Here is a 20647-nt window from a genome sequence, read left to right on the forward strand (position 1 = left end):
GCAGTGCGCTGATGCCCGTGCGGGCAGGGGTCCGCTCAGTCGTCCGAGGAGTCCGACCCAGAGGCCGGAGCGTTGTCCGCCCACCAGGCCCGCAGCATCTCCTCGGCGCGCTCGGGCCCGAGCGGTCCGTGTTCGAGGCGCATCTCGAGGAGGTGCTTGTACGCTCTGCCGACGAGCGGGGAGGGCTCGATGTCGAGGATCTCCATGATCCGGCGCCCGTCGAGGTCGGGGCGGATCGCGGCGAGCTCCTCCTGTTCGGCGAGCGCCGTGATCCGCGATTCGAGGTCGTCGTAGGCGAAGGCGAGCCGGTCGGACTTCTTCCGGTTCCGGGTCGTGACGTCGGCGCGGGTGAGGATGTGGAGTCGGGTGAGCAGGGGGCCGGCATCCGTGACGTAGCGGCGCACCGCCGAATCCGTCCACCCGGCGTCGCCGTACCCGTAGAACCGCAGGTGGAGTTCGACGAGGCGGCACACGGCCTTCGTCGTGTCCTTGTCGAAGCGCAGCGCCTTCATCCGCTTCGCGGTGAGCTTCGCGCCCACGACGTCGTGGTGGTAGAAGGTCACGGCCCCGCCCGGGGCGAAGTTCCGCGTCGCGGGCTTCCCGACGTCGTGCATGAGGGCGGCGAAGCGGACGACGAAGTCGGGTTCGGGCAGCGCCTGCGGATCGGCGGGGTCGAGTCCGGCCTCCCGCTGGCGGGCGGCGTAGGCGGCCTCGAGGTCGACGGCCTGACGCAGCACGGTGAGGCTGTGCTGGTAGACGTCCTTGTGCCGGTGGTGTTCGTCGGTCTCGAGCCGCAGGCCGGAGACCTCGGGCAGCACATGATCGGCGATGCCCGTGCGCACGAGCAGGTCGATGCCGGCGGCGGGGTCGAGGCCGGTGATGAGCTTGACGAGTTCGACCTGGACGCGTTCGGCGGAGACGATCGCGATGCGCTCGGCCATCTCCGTCATCGCCTCTTCGACGGCCGCATCGGCGGTGAGGCCCAGCTGCGCGGTGAAGCGGGCGGCGCGCATCATCCGCAGCGGGTCGTCGGAGAAGGAGTCCGCGGGCGTGCCGGGGGTGCGGATCCGCCCGGCCATGAGGTCCTCGAAGCCCTGGTGGGGGTCGACGAAGGTCCGCTCGGGCAGGCGCACGGCCATCGCCCCGATCGTGAAGTCGCGACGGACGAGATCGGCATCGAGGTCGGTGCCGAAGCGGACGACGGGTTTGCGCGAATCCGGCTCGTACGCCTCGGCGCGGTAGGTCGTGATCTCGATCTGCACACCGGACTTCATCGCCCCGATCGTGCCGAACTCGCGCCCGATGTCCCAGTGGGCGTCCGCCCAGCCGACGATGAGGGCGAGGATGTCATCAGGTCGGGCGTCGGTGGTGAAGTCGAGGTCGGGCATCGGCCTGCCCATGAGGGCGTCGCGCACCGAGCCGCCGACGAGGGCGAGCTCGAACCCCGCCTCGGCGAAGCGGCTGCCGAGCGGGCCGAGGATGTCATCGAGCTCCTCGAGCTTGTCGTACAGCCGAACATGCGCGCTCTGCGGGTCCACCGAACTCCTTCTCCACGTGTGCCGGCCGGCCCGCAGGGGCACGGCGCGATGAGCAACCTCCAGCCTACCGGGAGCGCGTCAAGCGGGACTTCCAAGAATCGCCCATTAAGGTAGGAGAATGACCACACCGATGCCCAAACCGGGACCGCGGGCATCCCGACGCACCACGGTCGAGGAGACATCCGCCGGGGGCATCGTCGTCGACTTCTCCTCCCAGGACCTCAGTGTGGCCGTCATCGCCCGCCTCAACCGCGCAGGCCGTCTCGAATGGTGCCTGCCCAAGGGTCATCTCGAAGGTGAGGAGACCGCCGCCGAGGCGGCCCGCCGTGAGGTCGAGGAGGAGACCGGGATCTCCGGTCAGGTCATCTGCCCGCTGGGCACCGTCGACTACTGGTTCACCGTCACCGGCATCCGCATCCACAAGCTCGTCCACCATTTCCTGCTCCGGGCACGCTCGGGCACGCTCACCGTCGACAACGACCCCGACCAGGAGGCCGTCGACGCGGCATGGGTGCCCTTCGACGAGCTGCGCACGAGGCTGTCGTTCGCCAACGAACGCCGGATCGTCGCCGCCGCCCGCCCGATGGTCCGCGAGTGGGAGATGTGAGGGCCGTGTGCCCGTGTTCGACACGATGACAGACTTCACGATCCGCGCGCGTGTGCTCTTCGCGCTTCTGAGTACGACCCTGCTGCTGGCAGGGTCGATCTTCGCCGTCCCCCTGGCCGCCTCGGCGGCATCGGAGGCATCGGAGGCATCGGCGGCGGGGTCGCAGAAGAACCCCGGCGGGGCCGCCGAGGGTGGGGACTCCGACGGTGCGAAGTCGGGCACGGGGGTCTCGATCACCCTCGACGAGATCACTCCGTGGCTCGATGACAAGGGGACGCTCACGGTGCGGGGGCTCGTGACGAACTCCACGGACAAGGCGATCGTCGACCCGAAGCTGCGCCTGGGCATGTCCCTGCGCAACCTCGACGCCGAGTACCGGATCAACGCGTGGAAGTCCGACCAGTCACGGCACCGGGTCATCGCCGATCTCGACGACAACGGTCCCGCGGCGAGGAAGCAGGCGGCGGAGAAGTCGAACGACGACGACCCGGTCACCGCGGTGGATGCGACGTTCGAGAAGGAGCTCAAGCCCGGATCCTCCGGCGAATTCACGATCACGGTCCCCGCCGATCGGCTCGGGCTCTCGAAGTCCTCCCCGAACTCCTCGTGGGGACCCCGTGGTCTGAGCGTCCAGATCAGCGACACCTCGGGGGCATTGGCCACCGGCGTCGGCTTCACGACGTGGTATCCGAACCCGAAGTTCGACCGGACCGCGGTGAGCTTCCTCGCCCCCGTCACCCTGCCCGGCTACACCGCCGACGGGCTCATCGGTCCCGAAGCGCTCGATGCGGCCATCGCCGAGAACGGGTCGCTGACGAACGCCGCCCGCGTGCTCACCGACCCCAAGGTCGCGATCGCCCTCGATCCCCGGGTCATCGCCTCTTTCGAAGCCGCCGTCGCCGAACCTCCGAGCGGTGAGGGCGCCCCACCGGAGACGGGGGCGCCGTCCCCGCCGAGCACCCCGGGACAGACCGCAGGCGCCGAGGACGCGGGTGCCGGCGACGATGCCGAGAGTCCCGAGGAGCAGAAGGCGCGCGAGGACCGGCGCAAGCGCCTCGACACGTGGTACCGCGACTTCCTCGAGACCGCGAAGACCCGCACCGTGATCGCCCTGCCCTTCGGCGACCCTGACCAGAATTCGCTCACCGGCGAGGACCTCGACGCCCTCGGGGCGTTCGCGCAGAAGGAGAAGGCCCTCGTCGCCGAGGTCCTGCCGGACGCCCGCACCGACATCGCGTGGCCGATCGCCGGCACCGCCGACCGGGCCGACCTGCGTGCCCTGCAGAAGGCCGGGAACTCGACGGCGATCCTCGATGACGTCCAGCAGCCGCCGACCTCGGGGATCAGGGAGGACGGCCGTTCCATGACGCGGACGACCTCGGACGGGGAGACGACGATCGAGACGCTCATCAGCGATTCCGCGCTGACCGACTTGAGCGCCGATGTCATCGGATCGAAGTCTCCCGCGGCGGCGATGAGCGAACTCGTCGCCACCTCCGCGGCGATCCAGTCCGAGGCCCCCAACCGGTCCCGCCACCTCCTCCTGCCCCTGCCCCGCACGACCGCCTCGGCGGGGTGGCAGGCGACGACCTCGACGCTCGCCGGTGCGCCGTGGATCGAATCGTCAGGCCTCGACACGCTGCTCGGCAGCGATCCGGAGCCGCGGGGGCTGCTGCAGAAGTCCACGGATCAGCAGCGGATCCCCACGAGCACGCTCCAAGGCCTCTCGGAGATCCGCACGAAGGAGGCCCGGTTCAACAGCGCCTTCTCCGATCCGGAGGCCGCGAACGCGCGCCTCGACCGCTCGCTGCTCACGTGCACCTCGGTCGCCTGGACGCTGGGCGGCGATTCCGCGACGTGCCTGGACAAGGCGGAGTCGACGAGCCGCGCCCAGATGGACAGCCTCTACCTCGAGAAGGGGTCCTCCGTGCTGCTGGTCACCGGGGAGAAGACGACGATCCCGGTGACGATCGTCAACGACACCACCGCCGAGGCGACGCTCAAGCTGCGGATGAAGCCGCAGACCCCCCAGCTGCGGGCCCAGACCACGGAGACCGTCGTCGTCCCACCCGCGGAGACGATGCGCGTCGACGTGCCCGTCGAGGGGCTCGCGAACGCGGACGTGCCGACGACCATCGAGATGGTCACCGCCGACGGGGTCACCCTGCCCAAGGATGCGTCGCTGCTGGTGAGGGTCCGAGCGGACTGGGAGAACATCGGCACCGCCGTCGTCGGACTGGCGCTCGCGGCCGTATTCGTGATCGGCTTGGTCAAGTCCGTGTCGCGCGGACGCAGGAAGATCCCCGAGCAGCAGCTGGCCGCCGCCGTCGCCCGGGCGAAGAACGACGAACCCGGAAAGAAGGACTAGGACTTGGCGTCATTCTCCTCACTTGCGCGATCCTCGGCGATCATGACCGCGGGCACCCTGACCTCGCGGATCCTCGGCCTCGTCAAGGCCTCACTGCTCGCTCTGGCGATCGGCGTCACCGCCGTCCAGGCCGACGCGTTCGATGTCGCGAACAAGGTGCCGAACACGCTCTACATGCTCCTCGCCGGGGGTGTCGTCAACGCCGTGCTCGTCCCGCAGCTGGTCCGGGCGACGAAGCGCGAGGACGGCGGCCAGGACTACACGAACCGCCTGCTCACCCTCTCCTTCCTCCTGCTCGCCGTCGTCAGCGTCGTCGCGACGATCGCCGCGCCCATCCTCGTGTGGCTCTACTCCTCGGGGTGGAGCCCCGAGCAGATGGCGCTGGCCACGGCATTCGCGTACTGGTGTCTGCCGCAGCTGTTCTTCTACGGCCTCTACACGCTCCTCGGCCAGGTCCTCAACGCCAAGTCGTCCTTCGGGCCGTACATGTGGGCGCCGGTGCTCAACAACATCGTCGCGATCGCGGGTCTGGCCGTCTTCATCGTCGTCTTCGGGACGAATGCCGCCAACCCGCACACGCTCGACACGTGGACGCCGGAGAAGATCGCGCTCATGGGCGGGTCGGCCACCCTCGGCGTCGCCGCACAGGCGCTCATCCTCATCTGGCCGCTCAAGCGCATCGGGTTCAAGTACCGGCCGACGTTCGGGTTCCGCGGCGTCGGGCTGGGCACCGCAGGCAAGGTCGCGTTCTGGACGTTCGCGGCGATGCTCATCGGCCAGCTCGGGTTCCTCATCATCTCCCGTGTCGCGGCCGGCGCCTCGGTGCCGGGCGAGGGAAATGCGTCGAACGCAGCGTATACGTACGCCTACCTCGTCTTCATGCTCCCGCACTCGCTCATCGCGGTCTCGCTCGCAACGGCTCTGTTCACCTCGCTGTCGAAGAACGCCGCCGAGCACGACACCGAGGCGGTGAAGTCCGACTTCTCGATGGGCGTGCGCATCGTCGGACTCATCAACGCCTTCGCCGTGGCCGCCCTCGTCGTCCTCGCCTCCCCGGTGGCCATGGTCATCGCCGGCGGCGGTCGCGAGCAGGCGATGGCCGTGGGACTGGTCATCATCACGATGGTCTTCGGACTCATCCCATTCAGCGCGAACTACCTCGCCCAACGCGTGTTCTACGCGTACGAGGATGCGCGGACGCCGTTCTTCATCCAGCTGCCCCAGATCGTCTTCCAGTCCCTCGCGGTGCTCTCGGCGTCGATCTTCCCGAAGTCCGTGACCGTGGCCATCATCGGCCTCGTCATGAGCCTGGGCTACCTGTTCGCGATGATCCTCTCGTTCGCCCTCCTGTCCAAGCGCCTCGGCGACATCGATCTGCGCGCGATCGCGCAGGCGCATGTGAAGTTCCTCCTCGCCGCGCTCGCAGCGGGACTCGCCGGCTACGGCATGCTCCTCTTCTTCCCGGACTTCGCGCTCTCGGGCCAATGGCAGGCGTTCGTCACCACCGCCGGAGTCGGCACGGTGATGCTCATCGTCTACATCGGGGTGTGCTTTCTGCTCCGGGTCAGAGAGTTGCATTCGATTATTGGCCTCGCAGCTGGAAAACTTAAGAGATAGTCCGTCCCCTTTCGATCCCCACTCCTGCGGAGGTGATCCCCCTGATCGATATCGAACCCGGCATGGTCGTTGCCGGTCGCTATGTCGTATCAACGGTCGACCGCCCCTGGTTGGAGGACAAGCCCGAGGTCGGTGCCGTGTGCACCGCCCTCGACGCGATCCTCGACGAACCGGTCCTCATCCATGTCGCCGATGCCTCCGGCGCCTCCGACGTCCTCGAAGCCGCCCGCCGCGTCTCGATCCTCGGTGACCCGCGGATCGCCCCGACCCTCGACGTCGGCAACTCCAACGGGCTCGACTACATCGTGTCCACGCGCATCGCCGTCACACCCCTGGGACTCATCCTCCCGAAGTCGCCGCTGCCCATCGAGGCCGCCCGCGCGCTCATCGGGGAGATCGGCCAAGTGCTCGTCACCTCGGCGCGGCGGGGCCTGTTCCACATGTTCCTGCGGCCCAGCGTCGTCGGCATCGCCTCGAACGGCGGCATCCTCGTCTCCGGCATCGGCATCGACGCCGCCCTGGCTCTGGGCAATGGTGTCATCGACCCCGCCGACTACACTCCGACGGCGGCGTCCCGGCAGGACGCCCTCGACCTCATCCGGCTCTTCTATGCCGCGCTGACCGGCTACTGGCCGGCCGAGGAGGGCAAGGACGGCATTCCCGCGGCGCCGCGTGAGAACTCGCGGATCGCCCGGGCGAAGGCGCTCAACCCCGACATCCCCTCCGAGCTCGACGACTTCGTCAGCGGAGTGCTCACCGGGTCAGACCCCGGTCCGGGATCCGTCGCCGAGGTGCTCGGCTTCATCGACGAATGGGACGCGGGTCTCCTGCGCTACGTCAACCGCACCCCGGCCGCTGAGAACGACAAGCTCTTCGACGAATCCCCGGCGAGCTTCGACGAGGCGACGAGTCTGCCCGCACCGGGTTCGGCCCCGATCGGCCGAACCTCGACGGCCAGCGACGACCAGGTCAAGGCGGCCCTCGTGCGCATCGGCATCACCCGTCCGGGCACCCGGGGACTCGCCGCCGGCGTCGTCGGCCGCACGACCGGAAGGTATGCCGAGCGCATGCAGATGCGCCAGGCCTCGAGCTTCCCGATCGGCGCGGAGCAGATCGACAATGCCGCGAAGGACTGGGACGAGTGGGAGCCCGAGCAGACGTACTCGGAGTACTCGGGGTACTCCGCCCACGAGTACGACGAGAACCTCACGACGCCGATCATGAATCGGGACGAACCCGACCCTGATACGCAGGCGATGGACATCGTCGCCGTCGATGAGGACGAGGACGAGAACGACACCCGGGTGATCATCGACGACGATGAGGACGACGGTTCGTGGTTCCTCGGCGGCATGTTCGAGACCTCCGAACAGCAGCGTGAGCATCAGCTGCGCGAGTACGAACGCGAACGCCGGATCTCGCGGGCCAAGGAAGAAGAAGCCAGGCGGCAGCTCGCCGCCCTCGAAGCCTCCTCGGCGACCAGGCGCGAGGAGGCCAACGCCGTCTCGCCCCCGAAGCAGGTGCGCCGGCTCTCCCCGGAGACCGTCGAGACCCCCGCTGCCCGGCATGACGGTGCGGGCACGGCTGCGGGCGTCTCCGGTGCCGCGGCCGGAGGCGCCGGCCTCGGTGCCGCCGCGGGTCGGACTGCACCGCAGACCGGTGAGGGTTCTGGCCCGTCGGGATCAGGATCCGGCAGCTCAGGATCGGGCAGCTCAGGATCGGGCAACGGGAGTTCGCACAGCAACGCAGCCTCTGCGGCAGGGGCCGGGACGGCTGCTGTCGGTGCGGCAGCCGTCGCAGGCGGCAGCGGAGGCAGCGGAGGGACCGCCTCGGCGAGCACCCGTGCCTCATCGCCAGGTGAGGGCCCCAAGCAGAGCAAGGCGCGGACCCGCAAGCCGTTCGCCCTGCTCGTCCTCGGACTCCTCGTCATCGCAGCGGTGATCATCGGCATCATCGTCGTCAATCTCAACTCCGGTGAGGACGAACCGACGGCGACGCCCGAGTCCTCGGCGGCGAGCGAGCCTGCCGACGACGGCTCGGCTCAGGAGAAGCCCAAGGCGGAGCCGCCGAAGGTCGACAAGGTCTCCGCCCTCGATCCACAGGGCGATGACAAGGAGAACGACGACCGCGCCAAGGACGTCATCTCCGGTGCGAAGGGCTCGTGGCGGACCGACCGGTACAACTCGGCGAAGTTCGGCAACCTCAAGGACGGAGTCGGTCTGCGCTTCGACTTCGAGAAGTCGGGACCCATCGCAGAGGTCACGGTCACCTCGTCGACCTCGGGCGGGAAGTTCGAGATCCTCGACGGCACGGACCCGGAGAAGGCGAAGAAGGTCGGCGAAGGCAAGTTCGGCAAGGGCGACGACGGGGTGACCGTCAAGCTCGACGAGGGTGTGGAGACCGATTCGCTCATCCTCTGGATCACCCAGCTGCCCAAGGACGACAGCGGATACCGCGCGGTCATCAGCACCGTCGAATTCGGCTGAGCCGGCCGGAGCACCCACAGCGGAATAGTCGCCCGGGCCAGACGGTTACCACTAGGCTAAGGATTCAGCGCCGGTTCGGCGCGGACGAACACGACAGGGACAGGGAACGCACACATGACTGACACTCAACTGGTGATCATCGGGTCGGGACCGGCCGGATACACGGCCGCCGTCTACGCCGCCCGAGCCAATCTGTCGCCTGTGGTCATCGCGGGATCCGTGACGGCCGGCGGTGAGCTCATGAACACCACCGACGTCGAGAACTATCCCGGTTTCCCCGCGGGGATCCAGGGCCCCGAGCTCATGGAGAACATGCGCGAGCAGGCGGAGCGGTTCGGCGCCGAGGTGATCTACGACGATGTCGAGACCCTCAAGCTCAACCCCGGTGCCCATGAGATCGAGACGGCTCTCGGCTCCCGGTACACGGCGAAGGCCGTCATCCTCGCGACCGGCTCGGCCTACCGCGAACTCGGGCTGCCGAACGAGAAGACGCTCTCCGGACACGGCGTGAGCTGGTGCGCGACCTGCGACGGCTTCTTCTTCCGCGACCAGCACATCGCCGTCGTCGGCGGCGGTGACTCCGCTCTCGAGGAAGCGACGTTCCTCACCCGCTTCGCCTCGAAGGTCACCCTCATCCACCGCAGGCAGGACCTGCGGGCCTCGCAGGCCATGCAGGATCGTGCGAAGGCCGATGAGAAGCTTGAGTTCCTCCTCGACACCGAGGTGGCGGAGATCCACGGCGAGGACGCCCTGACCGGGCTGACCGTGCGCAACACCGTCACAGGTGAGACGTCCGAACTGCCCGTCACGGGTCTCTTCGTCGCCATCGGATCCGATCCGCGCACGAGCCTCTTCGCCGAGCAGCTGCCGCTGCGCGCCGACGGCTACCTCGAGGTCGAAGGACGCTCGTCGAAGACCGCCGTCGAAGGTGTCTTCGCCGCGGGTGACGTCATCGACTCCGTGTACCGTCAGGCGATCACCGCGGCCGGCTCAGGCTGTGCTGCCGCTCTCGATGCGGAGAACTACCTCGCCGACCTCGATGCCTCTGCTGTGCTCGAGGCCGAGGGCGACCATGAGGCCGCCGTCGAAGTGATGAACGCCTGAGTCCGACCGAGGAATGAAACCAGGGGCTGCGCTGTTGCCACTGGTGACACCCGCCAGCAGAAAGGGAGCTCATGACGACCGAAGTCACTGATGCCACGTTCGAGGACACCGTCCTCAAGTCCGACAAGCCCGTCCTCGTCGACTTCTGGGCACCATGGTGCGGCCCGTGCCGCATGGTCAGCCCGATCGTCGATCAGATCGCGGACGAGAATGCCGACAAGCTCACCGTCGTCAAGGTGAACACGGATGACAACCTCGAGACGGCCAGCAAGTACGGGATCACCTCGATTCCGGCCCTCTACGTCTTCAAGGACGGCGAGGTCGCCAAGACGATCATCGGCGCCCGTCCCAAGCCGGCGCTGGAGGATGAGCTCTCGGACTTCATCTGATCAAGTTCCAAGGCGCCTGTTGTAGTATCAACAGGCGCCTTCGGCGTATATCCCCTCAGATCTACACCCCAGCACAGCAGATTGGCACGACATTGACACTCCACCGACGCCCCCAGTTCAGGAGCGGGGACACCTCCGAGGTCCTGCCGGCGATCAAATCGCAGATGGCGCGGCTCGGTCTCAGTGTCGGAGATTCCCACACCCAGGACTTCGATCGTCCTTTCGAACTCGCCGTCAGGCAGTTCCAGCAGACGCGGGGGATCCTCTGCGACGGTGTGCTGGGCACGGAGACCTTCGCCGAGCTCGAGCGGGCTCGGTATCAGCTCGGGGACCGTGTGCTGCGTTTCGACCCGGTCAAGGTGCTCACTGGCGATGATGTGCTCTCCCTGCAGCGCACCCTGTCGGGACTGGGGTTCTATGCCGGTCGTATCGATGCCGAGTACGGTGCGACCACCGAGGCGGCCGTCAAGGAGCTCCAGATGGGGCTCGGGACGAAGGTCGACGGGATCGCCGGCCCGCAGACGCTGCGCGGCCTCTCTGCGGTCGATCGTAAGCAGAACACGGGCAACCTCTTCGCTCTCGAGGAGCATGCCCGGGTCGCCGCGTCGGGAACCTCGTTGGCCGGGCGGACCTTCGTCATCGAGGCGGCGACGACGATCGCTGACTTCGTCACCCTGCCGATGAACGAGGAGCAGAGCCGTCTCGAGCGCGAGGTCACTACAGATGTAGCACGACGTTTGGCCGGGCGCCTCGAAGCCGTCGGCGCAGGTGCCGTGCTGCTCGACGGGGATGCCGCCGAGGTCAACGCCGCCGATCAGCTCGGGGCCTCCGCCGTGGTCACGGTGACCGCCGATGTCAGTCGCTCGCCGGGCGCGAACGGCCTGGCAACCTTCTACTTCGGACACGAGGAGCATCCGGACATCAATTCGCCGGTCGGCGGTCGTCTTGCCGCTCTCATTCAGAGCGAAATCACCGCCCGGACGGGGATGCAGGACTGCCGGTCGCATGCGCGGACCTGGTCGTCGCTCAAGCGTCTGCGGACGCCGAAGGTCCACGTGGTCACCGGGTATCTCACCAACGAGGGTGATCGTCGCAATCTCGAGGATCCCGCCGTCAGGGACGCGATCGCCGACGGTATCGCAGCAGCCCTCCAGCGCCTCTACGTCAAAGAGGACTCGGATCCGGAGACAGGAACGCTCAGCCTCGCGGAGATCAAAGCCTACGGCTGACGGTTCGTCGCTGTCCCGCCATCACTCTCCCGAAACCGCAGTGAGTCGCGGCTCGGCACCGAGAACCTGGCCCTCAGAACCTGTCAGACACCCAGGTCCCGACCGGCACTGGGTAACTAGTTCGCCGTCACGACTGACGAACCCTCTGCCGTGCAGTGCACTCGGTGACCCAAATGCACTTCCTGTGGTCCACCGCAAACACCTTTCCCGTTCACTGAACATGTTCACACAACGGTTGTTCCCCACGAAGTAGTATCCGCTTCACCCACACTCCGCCACTGCAAGGCCACACTCGGTCTCAAACAGCCCATCTCTGCCAGCTGCTTCGCTGAAGTGCCAAAAGCGTTCGTCCTGCCGAATATCCCGCAGACCAACGGTCTGCATTGGGCTGGGTAGAGCTGCACGGATACAACTTGAATCGAAGCGGTGATTGCGCTGAGCAAGCAGCACCACATCTCGAGGACACCCATAATGGAACAAGGGCATCAGAGGTCATTTCAGCACAAGGCATGGCCATGCGTGCGAAAAGGCGTTGCACACCAGATCCTCATCAGGAAATAGCTTGAGTTCTACGACACGACGCATTTCTGACCACCGTCGCCTCCGCGTGAAAGCGGCATTGAAATTGGGTCATAAGACTGATCGAGACCCGTCCACCGCGCAGCTATCCACATTGCTGCAGAACTCGATCCCGGACAATCAGTAGTGACGGTCAACCACTCGTCTGCGGACGACCAGCACGAGGCGTATGCTTTGTTTCACGTGAAACGGATCAGCTAGAACGACTCGTGTGCACCGGTAATGATCATGGATTGCAAGTCCCCAACGGCCGTAACGCCGGCGCGAATCGCCAGCATCCAACAGGTTCCCGGATACGACCCGTTGCCAAATCGAGCATGATACCAACGTGTGACACGTGTATGCAGAAAGGACAAGGAGTCTGCGGGGTCCCGTCCCGGGCGTATGCACCAGGGAGAGTGGACGACTAGCCAACCTCATGCACCTTGCGTTTCACGTGAAACGCAATCCAGCAGGTGCGAACGCCAATCCATCACCGCCGTCGATCTTGCGACGCGACCAGAATGATTACTGAGGGCTAACAGTCTTCAAGGCGCACACCGAAGCAGCGAACCAACCAACCTTGCTCGTTTCACGTGAAAAGTGACCGAAAGGGTCGCTTAAAACGTCAACGCGATCGGAGTCGATTCAGTTGAAACACATTTGGTTCTAACGGATTGCGTCAAATGGAAAGTTCCTCCGCGGGTGTTGCCCTACCGAGTATGTCTACTGAAATCAGCTGCTGCAACGTTCACGGAGTCACGGGAGCAGCGGCTGACGAACCTGCCGAAGAATCTGGATTCACGCGCCGGCCCAATCGATGAGGCATTCCAATCACCTGGTGCAACGTCCATACGCGACCGAGACCCATTAGCGTTCCACGTGAAACGCAAGCTCGGAACCCAGCGAGTGCGCGTCCCTCATGCACGGAGCTCCTCTAGCTTCGCTCAACCCCGCCGCGGCCCAGTCTGATACACGTACCTGCAATTCACGACGACGTAGACCATATTCGCTGGCATTTCCCGATACTCGACTTGAGACCGAGAAGCTTCCCTCGAGTCACGGTTGCTAGTTGCAGTTCCTGGAGTGGGAACGATGGCTGCCGAAAAGGTTTGAGCACCACGTTTCACGTGAACACCGCACCTACACCGGTCGATTCATGAGTCAGCACAGCGCACGACCGAACTGACTGACACAGGAAGCCCGAGCGAGTGCGTAATACTTCCTCCCACGCAATATCGGCGAAACCGGTCACGCGTTTCACGTGAAACACTGGTCCCCGGTACCACAGTGCACATACCTGCAGCTTGAACCCGGTGCCTGTTGATGACCTTAGCCGCCCTTTCAGCCGTCAATCCCATCCCCATCGAACCGTAGGTGAGGCCCTCAAGATCGGCGCTTTGGAGAGAAGGGTACCGAGATCGTAGGACAGACAGGAATAGGTCGAGTTCTCTCATCATCAACAGCGCCTTGCGAATTTGCTACCCCCTACAACTGGTCAAAACACGGAGCTTTCAAACTCGTCGAGACACAAGTGAGGGCAGGCGTCGTCGGCGAGACCGTGCGTACTGTCATGTTGCACGTGAAACGCTATTCGTCTGGTACTGATGCAAAATCAATGACAGTGCCGTCGCCCGACGATATGCCTCGCGACTCCACGCCATCTCCACCTTCAACTCCATGATCCGCCCGCGATTCAGTTAAACACTAATCATCGCGGTCGATCCTAGGTACAGTCGATCCTAGGTACAAGAGGGTGAAGCAAGAGGCCCCTTCACTTGAACGACGAGTCACCTACTTCAACCCGTTTCACGTGAAACATGACGATTGCGACCACGTTTAGAACAGCATCGCAGGAATCCAAGCCTCGGCAGTCGAACGTCCATAGGTCTTGAGGATCGTCCATCTGCTCATGACTGAAACAGTATCCTGAGCACGCCGACCGTAGCACCCGATCATTGGTTGCAACTACTGCAGACCAATTCCGCCCGAACCCTCGGCCGAAGTCGAAAAGCGACCTTGTAATGCTCAGATAGGCTCGTCATGCAAGCTCATCTGGCCTCGCCACCCAGGCTCATCTGCTCTCGCCATACAGACTCATCTGGCCTGGCCATCGAGCCTCATCAAATCTCGTGAAACCATCCAGCACGCTCGATTCTATGAGCCAGAACGAAGCCAAAACCGAGAACCCACCGGATGATCAGATCCTTCCATCGACGGGTGACACCTCGTGCTTGGTCTGCCTTGGAGAATGGGCGACAGAGCGAAGATGGTAGAGAGATCCGGTCTCCAAGGACTTACACGTCGACTTCTTCAACGGTCATAGACGATGTTTCACGTGAAACCTATACGCCATTACAAGATCGCCATACCGAAATGGAGCGTGCACTCCGGATGGGGAACGACAGGCTAGCTGCCTGAGAACTGGATCGTACAACCGCAGTGACAGCAATTGGACCCGCCGCAGGAGAGTGCGCCGCAACAGCCGGTGTTGGTCCGTTGGCCGTTTCACGTGAAACGGATTCACTTGACCGGCAGGTAACGAAACGTCCATACAACGCAATCACCAACAGAACGATCCGCAGGCCCATACAGCGCCGGCTATGGAGCGTACAGGAACCGGGGTCGAGGAAGTTCAACCAGCCGAGGGAAGAACCCCTCGATGGTCAAGCAACCGGCGTACAGGCTAGTTGGAAGCGTTAGTGGAGGTCACACCGAGCAGCGAAAGAATGCGATCAAGGTCTTCCTGATTCGCGAATTCGACGCTGAGCTTGCCCTTCCGCTTCCCGACGGTGATGTTGACCTTGGTGTCGAGCCGATCACCCAAACGCTCGGCCACTTCGATGAACTCGGGGGCCACGCGCGACGTTGCACGTGAAACATTCACCGAGTCACCACGATTAAGGAGGACTACCGCTTCCTCAGATGCACGCACAGACAGACCCTCGGCAACGATGCGCTGAGCCAGGACTTCCATCTGCTCAGGATCCTTGAGTCCGAGGATCGCACGAGCGTGGCCGGCCGAGATGACGCCGGCGGCGACGCGACGCTGCACGAGCGGCGGAAGCCTCAGCAGACGAAGGGTGTTCGAAATCTGGGGACGCGAACGACCGATCCGCTCAGAGAGCTCCTCCTGCGTGCATCCGAAGTCCTCGAGCAGCTGACCATATGCAGCGGCCTCTTCAAGTGGGTTGAGCTCGGCCCGATGCAAATTCTCCAGCAGTGCGTCACGAAGAAGATCAGTGTCCTCGACGTAGCGGACGATCGCCGGGATCGTCTCGAGACCTGATTCCTTCGTCGCCCGAAGACGACGCTCACCCATGATGAGTTCATACCGCTCTGCCGCACCGGGCTTGCGACGGACGACGACGGGCTGCAGAACACCGATCTCGCGAATACTGTGAACTAGTTCAGCGAGCTGATCCTCATCGAAGACGGTCCTCGGCTGCCGCGGGTTCGGGTCGATGAGAGTCACATCGATCTCACCGAACGCTGTGTCCGGAATCGAATCGACTCCAGACGCTTCGGCACCGGCCTCCGCCTCATCGTCGGCGTCGAGATCGCCAGACTCTTCGTCGACCGATGTGATCGACGTTTCGACTACATAAGTAGTCTGGACTCCGTCGTTACTCCTCTCGCCTGCGGGTTCCTCAGCTGAGCCCGCTGTCTCTGCGCTGGTGTCTGCGGCTGCCTCGTCGTCGCTGAATCCCCTCGAGGTGTAGACGCCAGGATGGTCTTCACGGACGTCGTCGTTCGCTGCGGCGAGGTCCACGGCGCTGGTCTCCGCGACCGCTGCGGCCTGCTCAGCCGCCAATGCAGAGTCCGCAGCCTCGGAAGAGCGCTTTGCCGCTGGGGCCGTAGTTTTGGCCCCGGACGCCTTCTCTCGGGCCGTCTTCGTCGCGGTCGCCGAGGAAGCCGTCTTCGACGTCGAGGATCCAGTGGCCTTGGACGCTGAGGACTTGGAGGTCGTGGTCTTGGCAGCAGCAGTCTTGGCAGCAGCGGTCTTCGCACCACCAGCCTTGCCGGCTGCGGCAGCCTTGCCCGCCGACGATTTCGATGTCGCACTCTTCGTCGTTGCGCTCTTCCCCGATGTGCCGGACTTAGAGCTCGCTGTCGACCGAGACCCGCTCTTCGCCGTCCCAGCGGCCGAGGACTTCGCCTCCGAGCTCTCAGCAGCCGCCTTCGGCTTGCGACGACGCGATGACTGCATCGAGGCCGCAGGATCCGTGCGCCGACCGCGTGCCGGCTTCGCGTCCTCACCGGCAGCCCGGTTCTGCTCCTCGGCATTGCCTCCGGAGAAGAAGACGTCGACGGGGCGATCATTGGACGCGGCGTCGGGAATGAGCGCTCCCAGACCGCGACCCAGTCCGCGCTTCTTGCGTTCAGCCACGTTGCACTCCTCGGTTGGCGATCTCTTCAGCGGCTTCCAGATACGACAGCGCGCCGCTGGAATGAGGATCATAGGTGATGACGGTCTGACCGTAGCTCGGGGCCTCAGAGATCCGCACAGAGCGCGGAATCGCGGTGCCGAGCACCTGCTCCGGGAAGTGCGTCCGCACATCCTCGGCGACCTGCGCGCTGAGGTTCGTCCGACCGTCGTACATCGTCAGCAGGATCGTCGAGACCGACAGCTGCGGATTGAGGTGCTTCTGGATGAGCTGGATGTTCTTGAGCAGCTGGCTCAGCCCCTCGAGCGCGTAGTACTCGCACTGGATCGGGATGAGGACCTCACGGGCGGAGACGAAGGCGTTGACCGTGAGCAGACCGAGGCTCGGAGGACAGTCGATGATGACATAGTCGACACGGCTGCCCGCAGCCGCTCTCTCCTCGAGATAGAGACCGAGCGAGCGCTGCAGACGCTGCTCACGGGCGACGAGGGAGACGAGTTCGATCTCCGCCCCGGCGAGGTCGATCGTGGCGGGCACGCAGACCAGGGTCTCGAAGTCAGGGGCCTGGGCGACGGCGTCCCGCATCGGCACATCGTCGATGAGCACGTCGTAGATGCTCGTGACATCCGAGTAGTGGTCGATGCCCAGCGCCGTGCTCGCGTTGCCCTGCGGATCGATGTCGATGACGAGGACGTTGAGGTTCTGCGTGGCCAGAGCGCCGGCGATATTCACCGCGGTCGTCGTCTTGCCGACGCCGCCCTTCTGGTTCGCGATCGTGAAGATGCGGGTGGTGTCCGGTCTGGGGAAGCTCACCTGCGCCAGTCGGTCGGCACGCCGGTTGTCGCGAGCGATCGCGGCACCTATCGGAGACGACTCGTCCATAATCGGCATTCGGCGCACTCCATCATCCATCGGGTTCACAAAGCTACTGACAGCCTAGACCAATTTCGGTTCGTTCTATTTCTTCGCGATTTCCACAACACGACTGGGAACTTCGAGGATTCCGCCGTCGACGAGGTGGATTCTCGGCTGCCCGAAGCGGTACCGCTTGAGCAGCTTCTTCGCCTTGACCAGCTCACCCTCGACCGACTCTCCCTTGAGAGCGAGGATCCGACCCTCGGGCCCGATGACCTCGTGCGTCCACTCGATGAGCGTGCCCATCGCCTTGACCGCACGAGCGGTGACGACGGTGAACATCTCCTCATCGGCGAGGTCCTCGACCCGGGCCCGCACGATGCGGACGTTGTCGAGGCCGAGGTCGTCGACGACCATCTTCAGCCATTCGACCCGCCGCTCCATCGGCTCGATGAGGACGACCTTCGCGTTCGGCCGCATGAGGGCGATCGGGATGCCGGGCAGTCCGGCGCCGCTGCCGACGTCTCCGACGACATCACCGTCGCCGACGAACTCGGCGACGACAGCGCAGTTGAGGATATGGCGCGACCACAGGCGATCGAGTTCCCGAGGACCGATGAGCCCCCATTCGGTGCCCGTCGTCGCGAGATGCTCGGCGTACCGTTGGGCCAGGGGGAACGCCTCACCGAAGTACTCCGCGGTGCCGGCCGGCGGCACCTCGATCGCAGCCTGGTCAGTCATCTGCGGGACGGACGACGACATGACGTCCGTCGCCTTCGCCTTCCGACTCCGACACGAGTCCGGCCTTCGCCACCTGATCGTGGATGATCTTGCGCTCGAAGCTGTTCATCGCCTTGAACGCGAACTCCTCGCCGGACTCCTTGACCTCCGCGATCGCGTCCTCGGCCTTGCGGACGAGTTCGTCGCGGCGGCTCGAACGGTAGCCGTCGATGTCGAGCATGAGCCACGACCGCTGGCCCGTGCTCGTCTGCACTGCCAGGCGGCAGAGCTCCTGCAGGGCTCCGAGCGTCTTGCCGTCGCGGCCGACGAGGGTGCGGAGGTTCGAGTCGTCCTCGTCCTCGCAGACGATCGAGAGCTGCGCCCGACCGTCGGCGACATCGATGTCGATGTCCCCGTCGATGTCGGCGATGTCCATGAGCTCTTCGAGGTAGTCCGCCGCGATCTCGCCCTCTTCCTCGAGGAGCTCGGCCCGGGTCGGCTTCGCAGCCGTCTCCTCGGTGACTTCTTCGGAGTCGATGACTTCTTCTGACATGTCCTACCTCAGCGCTTCTTGTTCTTCTTGCGGTTCTTGCTCACGGGCTGCTGGCGTTGACCGGCCGGCTTCGGTGCCTCCTCGGCGGGGACGGCGGCGCCTTTGACCTCGTCCTGCTTGACGGTCTTGCCCTTGCGCGCTTTGCGTTCGAGCATCTCCTTCTCGGCCTTGGAACCGGGAGCCGGCATGTTGCGGATGACCATGTGCTGCTGGACCATCGTCCACGTGTTCGACACGAGCCAGTAGAAGAGGACGCCGAGCGGGAAGTAGATGCCGCCGACGCCGAAGACGACGGGCATGATGTAGAGGAGCATCTTCTGCGACTGCATCATCGGGTTGGCCATCGCGGCCTCCGACATGTTCTTCGCCATCATCTGCTTCTGCGTGATGAACATCGTCGCCGCCATGATGATGATGAGCACGGCGGTGAGGAGCTTGACGGTGATGCCCGGATCCATGAAGGTCGCCGAGAGCGAGACGCCGAAGACCGAGGACTCCTCTGCCTGCTGGGCGAGTTCCTGGGTGAGACCGCCGATCGGGTCGATCTTGCCCTCGGCGACGTTCTGCATGTTGTGGATGACGCGGAAGAGGGAGAAGAAGATCGGCATCTGTACGAGCAGCGGCAGACACGACGCCCACGGGCTCGTCTTGTTCTCGCGGAAGAGGCTCATCTGCTCTTCGGCCATGGCCTGACGGGAGTACTGGTCCTTCTTGCCCTTGTACTTCGCCTGCAGACGCTGGATCTCCGGCTGGAGGAGCTGCATCTTGCGCTGCGCCCGGATCTGGTAGACGAAGAGCGGGATGAGCAGAGCACGGATGACGACGGTGAGACCCGCGATCGAGAGCACCCAGGTCCAGCCGTTGGCGGCGGGCAGTCCCAGGGCGGTAAAGATGTCATGGAAGATCGCGAGGATCCATGCCACTACCCACTGCAGGGGGTAGAGCAAGCTGTCGATCCAGTCCATTCAGTTCTCCTCGTTGCAACGATCCATCACGATCGTTCATTGTGCCATTGTTGTCAGTCGGTCGCGACACGGGTGCGGGCGCGGATCTCCGGCGTTCGTCAGTCGTTCACGGGTGCTCGGCCCGCATGGTGCCGTCGGCGTCGTGCATCGCCATCGACCGCGCCTGACGGGCGGAGCCGGGAACATGATCCACCCCACCGTGGGAGAAAGGATTGCATCGGAGCACTCGCCATCCAGTTAACACCATTCCCTTGAGAACTCCGTGTATCTCGAAGGCCTCGAGGCCGTACATCGAGCAGCTGGGATAGTAGCGGCACACCTGTCCGTAGAGCGGGGAGACGACGACCCGGTACGCCCGGATGAACCACACGAAGGGCATCCGCGGTGCGATGCGCACCAGCCACCACAGCCCCGGCCAGAATCCGGCCGGGCGCCTCGGCACCTCGGACTCATGTCCGAGGTCGTGTTCGGCGTCCACTTCTCGCCTGCTTCCTCCGTGCCTTCTCGATGAGGTCGCCGACCTCCGATTCGAGAACGGCGAACTCGGCTTCTGCCGCATTCGGCAGCGCCCTGAGGACGAACAGGCTGCCCGAGTCGAACTCGACGAGCCTGGGTCGCATGATCTCCCGCAGCCGGCGCTTGACCCGGTTGCGCTTGACGGCGTTGCCGACGGCCTTGGATACGATGAAACCCACGCGCGCGGCGTGGGAATCATCATTCTCGCTCAGGCTGTGGGCCATGAGGTGGTCCGAGCGCACACGGACACCGGCTCTGAAGACTCGTCTGAAGTCGTCGCCGTGCCGGAGGCGGTGCGCTTCCGGAATCACATTCAGGCCGAGACTTCGGAACGTCCCTTGCGACGACGCGATGCCAGGATGGCGCGGCCCGCACGGGTGCGCATGCGCAGACGGAAGCCGTGCTTCTTGGCGCGCTTGCGGTTGTTGGGCTGGAAAGTACGCTTGCTCACTTGGATCTCCGATATCTAGGTTGCGGGTGAACGCCAGTCGCGTTCTCACAAAAAACGGCGGTGCGAGTCTCGACCGCCGAGCACTCCTGTGCATGAGAGCTATGAAGATTCGGATGCAGCCCGGTACACAGGACACTCCATCTTAGCCAAGCGCGCAGAGCACGGTCAAACCGTCCGGTGATGTTTCACGTCACGCTTCCGCGCCGTCGACTCCCATTCACCTCTGCGTCGACTCCCGTCTTCCACAAGTCACAAGCATGTAGTTTTCCACACGCTTATCCACCAGTGTGGAGCATCGCCCGG

16 protein-coding genes are annotated in these 20647 nt (G+C 64.7%); 7 read left to right on the forward strand and 9 right to left on the reverse strand.

Annotated elements, in window-relative coordinates:
• Nucleotides 1-35: 35 nt before the first annotated feature.
• The gene (locus AAHA49_RS09395) at nt 36-1538 is read right to left on the reverse strand and encodes a CCA tRNA nucleotidyltransferase (RefSeq protein ID WP_342038076.1); all 1503 of its coding nucleotides are present in this window, start codon (nt 1536-1538) and stop codon (nt 36-38) included.
• A gap of 118 nt (nt 1539-1656) precedes the next feature.
• On the opposite strand from AAHA49_RS09395, the gene AAHA49_RS09400 reads away from it, so the two are divergent.
• The 7 genes from AAHA49_RS09400 (at nt 1657) to AAHA49_RS09430 (ending at nt 11338) form a co-directional block, all read left to right on the forward strand.
• On the forward strand, nt 1657-2145 hold the full coding sequence (locus AAHA49_RS09400) for an NUDIX domain-containing protein (protein ID WP_339391521.1): 489 nt from the start codon (nt 1657-1659) through the stop codon (nt 2143-2145).
• Nucleotides 2146-2170: 25 nt separating this feature from the next.
• The gene (locus tag AAHA49_RS09405) at nt 2171-4513 is read left to right on the forward strand and encodes a DUF6049 family protein (RefSeq protein WP_342038077.1); all 2343 of its coding nucleotides are present in this window, start codon (nt 2171-2173) and stop codon (nt 4511-4513) included.
• A 3-nt stretch (nt 4514-4516) separates the two neighbouring features.
• The gene (murJ, locus tag AAHA49_RS09410; protein ID WP_342038078.1) at nt 4517-6130 is read left to right on the forward strand and encodes a murein biosynthesis integral membrane protein MurJ; all 1614 of its coding nucleotides are present in this window, start codon (nt 4517-4519) and stop codon (nt 6128-6130) included.
• Nucleotides 6131-6162: 32 nt separating this feature from the next.
• A complete protein-coding gene (locus AAHA49_RS09415) occupies nt 6163-8616 on the forward strand; it encodes a protein kinase family protein (protein ID WP_342038079.1) in 2454 nt (817 codons plus the stop codon).
• 114 nt (nt 8617-8730) lie between these two features.
• Nucleotides 8731-9720: a thioredoxin-disulfide reductase gene (trxB, locus tag AAHA49_RS09420; RefSeq protein ID WP_342038080.1), complete on the forward strand. Its 990-nt coding sequence runs from the start codon at nt 8731-8733 to the stop codon at nt 9718-9720.
• Between the two features lie 71 nt (nt 9721-9791).
• Nucleotides 9792-10109 (forward strand): thioredoxin, encoded by a 318-nt coding sequence (gene trxA / locus AAHA49_RS09425; RefSeq protein ID WP_339391526.1) that lies wholly within the window; start codon nt 9792-9794, stop codon nt 10107-10109.
• Nucleotides 10110-10201: 92 nt separating this feature from the next.
• Nucleotides 10202-11338, forward strand: a complete 1137-nt coding sequence (locus tag AAHA49_RS09430) for an N-acetylmuramoyl-L-alanine amidase (RefSeq protein ID WP_342038081.1) — start codon at nt 10202-10204, stop codon at nt 11336-11338.
• A 3244-nt stretch (nt 11339-14582) separates the two neighbouring features.
• Here AAHA49_RS09430 and AAHA49_RS09435 read toward each other — a convergent pair.
• The 8 genes from AAHA49_RS09435 to rpmH form a co-directional block, all read right to left on the reverse strand.
• Nucleotides 14583-15710, reverse strand: coding sequence for a ParB/RepB/Spo0J family partition protein (locus tag AAHA49_RS09435; protein ID WP_342038082.1), 1128 nt, complete (start codon nt 15708-15710; stop codon nt 14583-14585).
• Between the two features lie 568 nt (nt 15711-16278).
• Nucleotides 16279-17175: a ParA family protein gene (locus tag AAHA49_RS09440; protein ID WP_339391530.1), complete on the reverse strand. Its 897-nt coding sequence runs from the start codon at nt 17173-17175 to the stop codon at nt 16279-16281.
• Between the two features lie 66 nt (nt 17176-17241).
• Nucleotides 17242-17880, reverse strand: coding sequence for a 16S rRNA (guanine(527)-N(7))-methyltransferase RsmG (gene rsmG / locus AAHA49_RS09445; RefSeq protein WP_342038083.1), 639 nt, complete (start codon nt 17878-17880; stop codon nt 17242-17244).
• On the reverse strand, nt 17873-18412 hold the full coding sequence (locus tag AAHA49_RS09450; protein WP_339391532.1) for a Jag family protein: 540 nt from the start codon (nt 18410-18412) through the stop codon (nt 17873-17875). Before AAHA49_RS09450 ends, rsmG begins: the two co-directional genes overlap by 8 nt.
• An 8-nt stretch (nt 18413-18420) precedes the next feature.
• Nucleotides 18421-19377 carry a membrane protein insertase YidC gene (gene yidC, locus AAHA49_RS09455; protein WP_342038084.1) on the reverse strand — a complete coding sequence of 319 codons (957 nt, stop codon included), beginning with the start codon at nt 19375-19377 and terminating at the stop codon, nt 18421-18423.
• 106 nt (nt 19378-19483) lie between these two features.
• Nucleotides 19484-19855, reverse strand: a complete 372-nt coding sequence (gene yidD / locus AAHA49_RS09460; RefSeq protein ID WP_342038085.1) for a membrane protein insertion efficiency factor YidD — start codon at nt 19853-19855, stop codon at nt 19484-19486.
• The gene (gene rnpA / locus AAHA49_RS09465) at nt 19827-20204 is read right to left on the reverse strand and encodes a ribonuclease P protein component (RefSeq protein WP_342038086.1); all 378 of its coding nucleotides are present in this window, start codon (nt 20202-20204) and stop codon (nt 19827-19829) included. Before rnpA ends, yidD begins: the two co-directional genes overlap by 29 nt.
• Nucleotides 20205-20206: 2 nt before the next feature.
• Nucleotides 20207-20344, reverse strand: a complete 138-nt coding sequence (gene rpmH / locus AAHA49_RS09470) for a 50S ribosomal protein L34 (RefSeq protein WP_009376895.1) — start codon at nt 20342-20344, stop codon at nt 20207-20209.
• Nucleotides 20345-20647: the final 303 nt, after the last annotated feature.

This window comes from Brevibacterium ammoniilyticum (genome assembly GCF_038429965.1).
Classification (GTDB): Bacteria; Actinomycetota; Actinomycetes; order Actinomycetales; family Brevibacteriaceae; genus Brevibacterium; species Brevibacterium ammoniilyticum.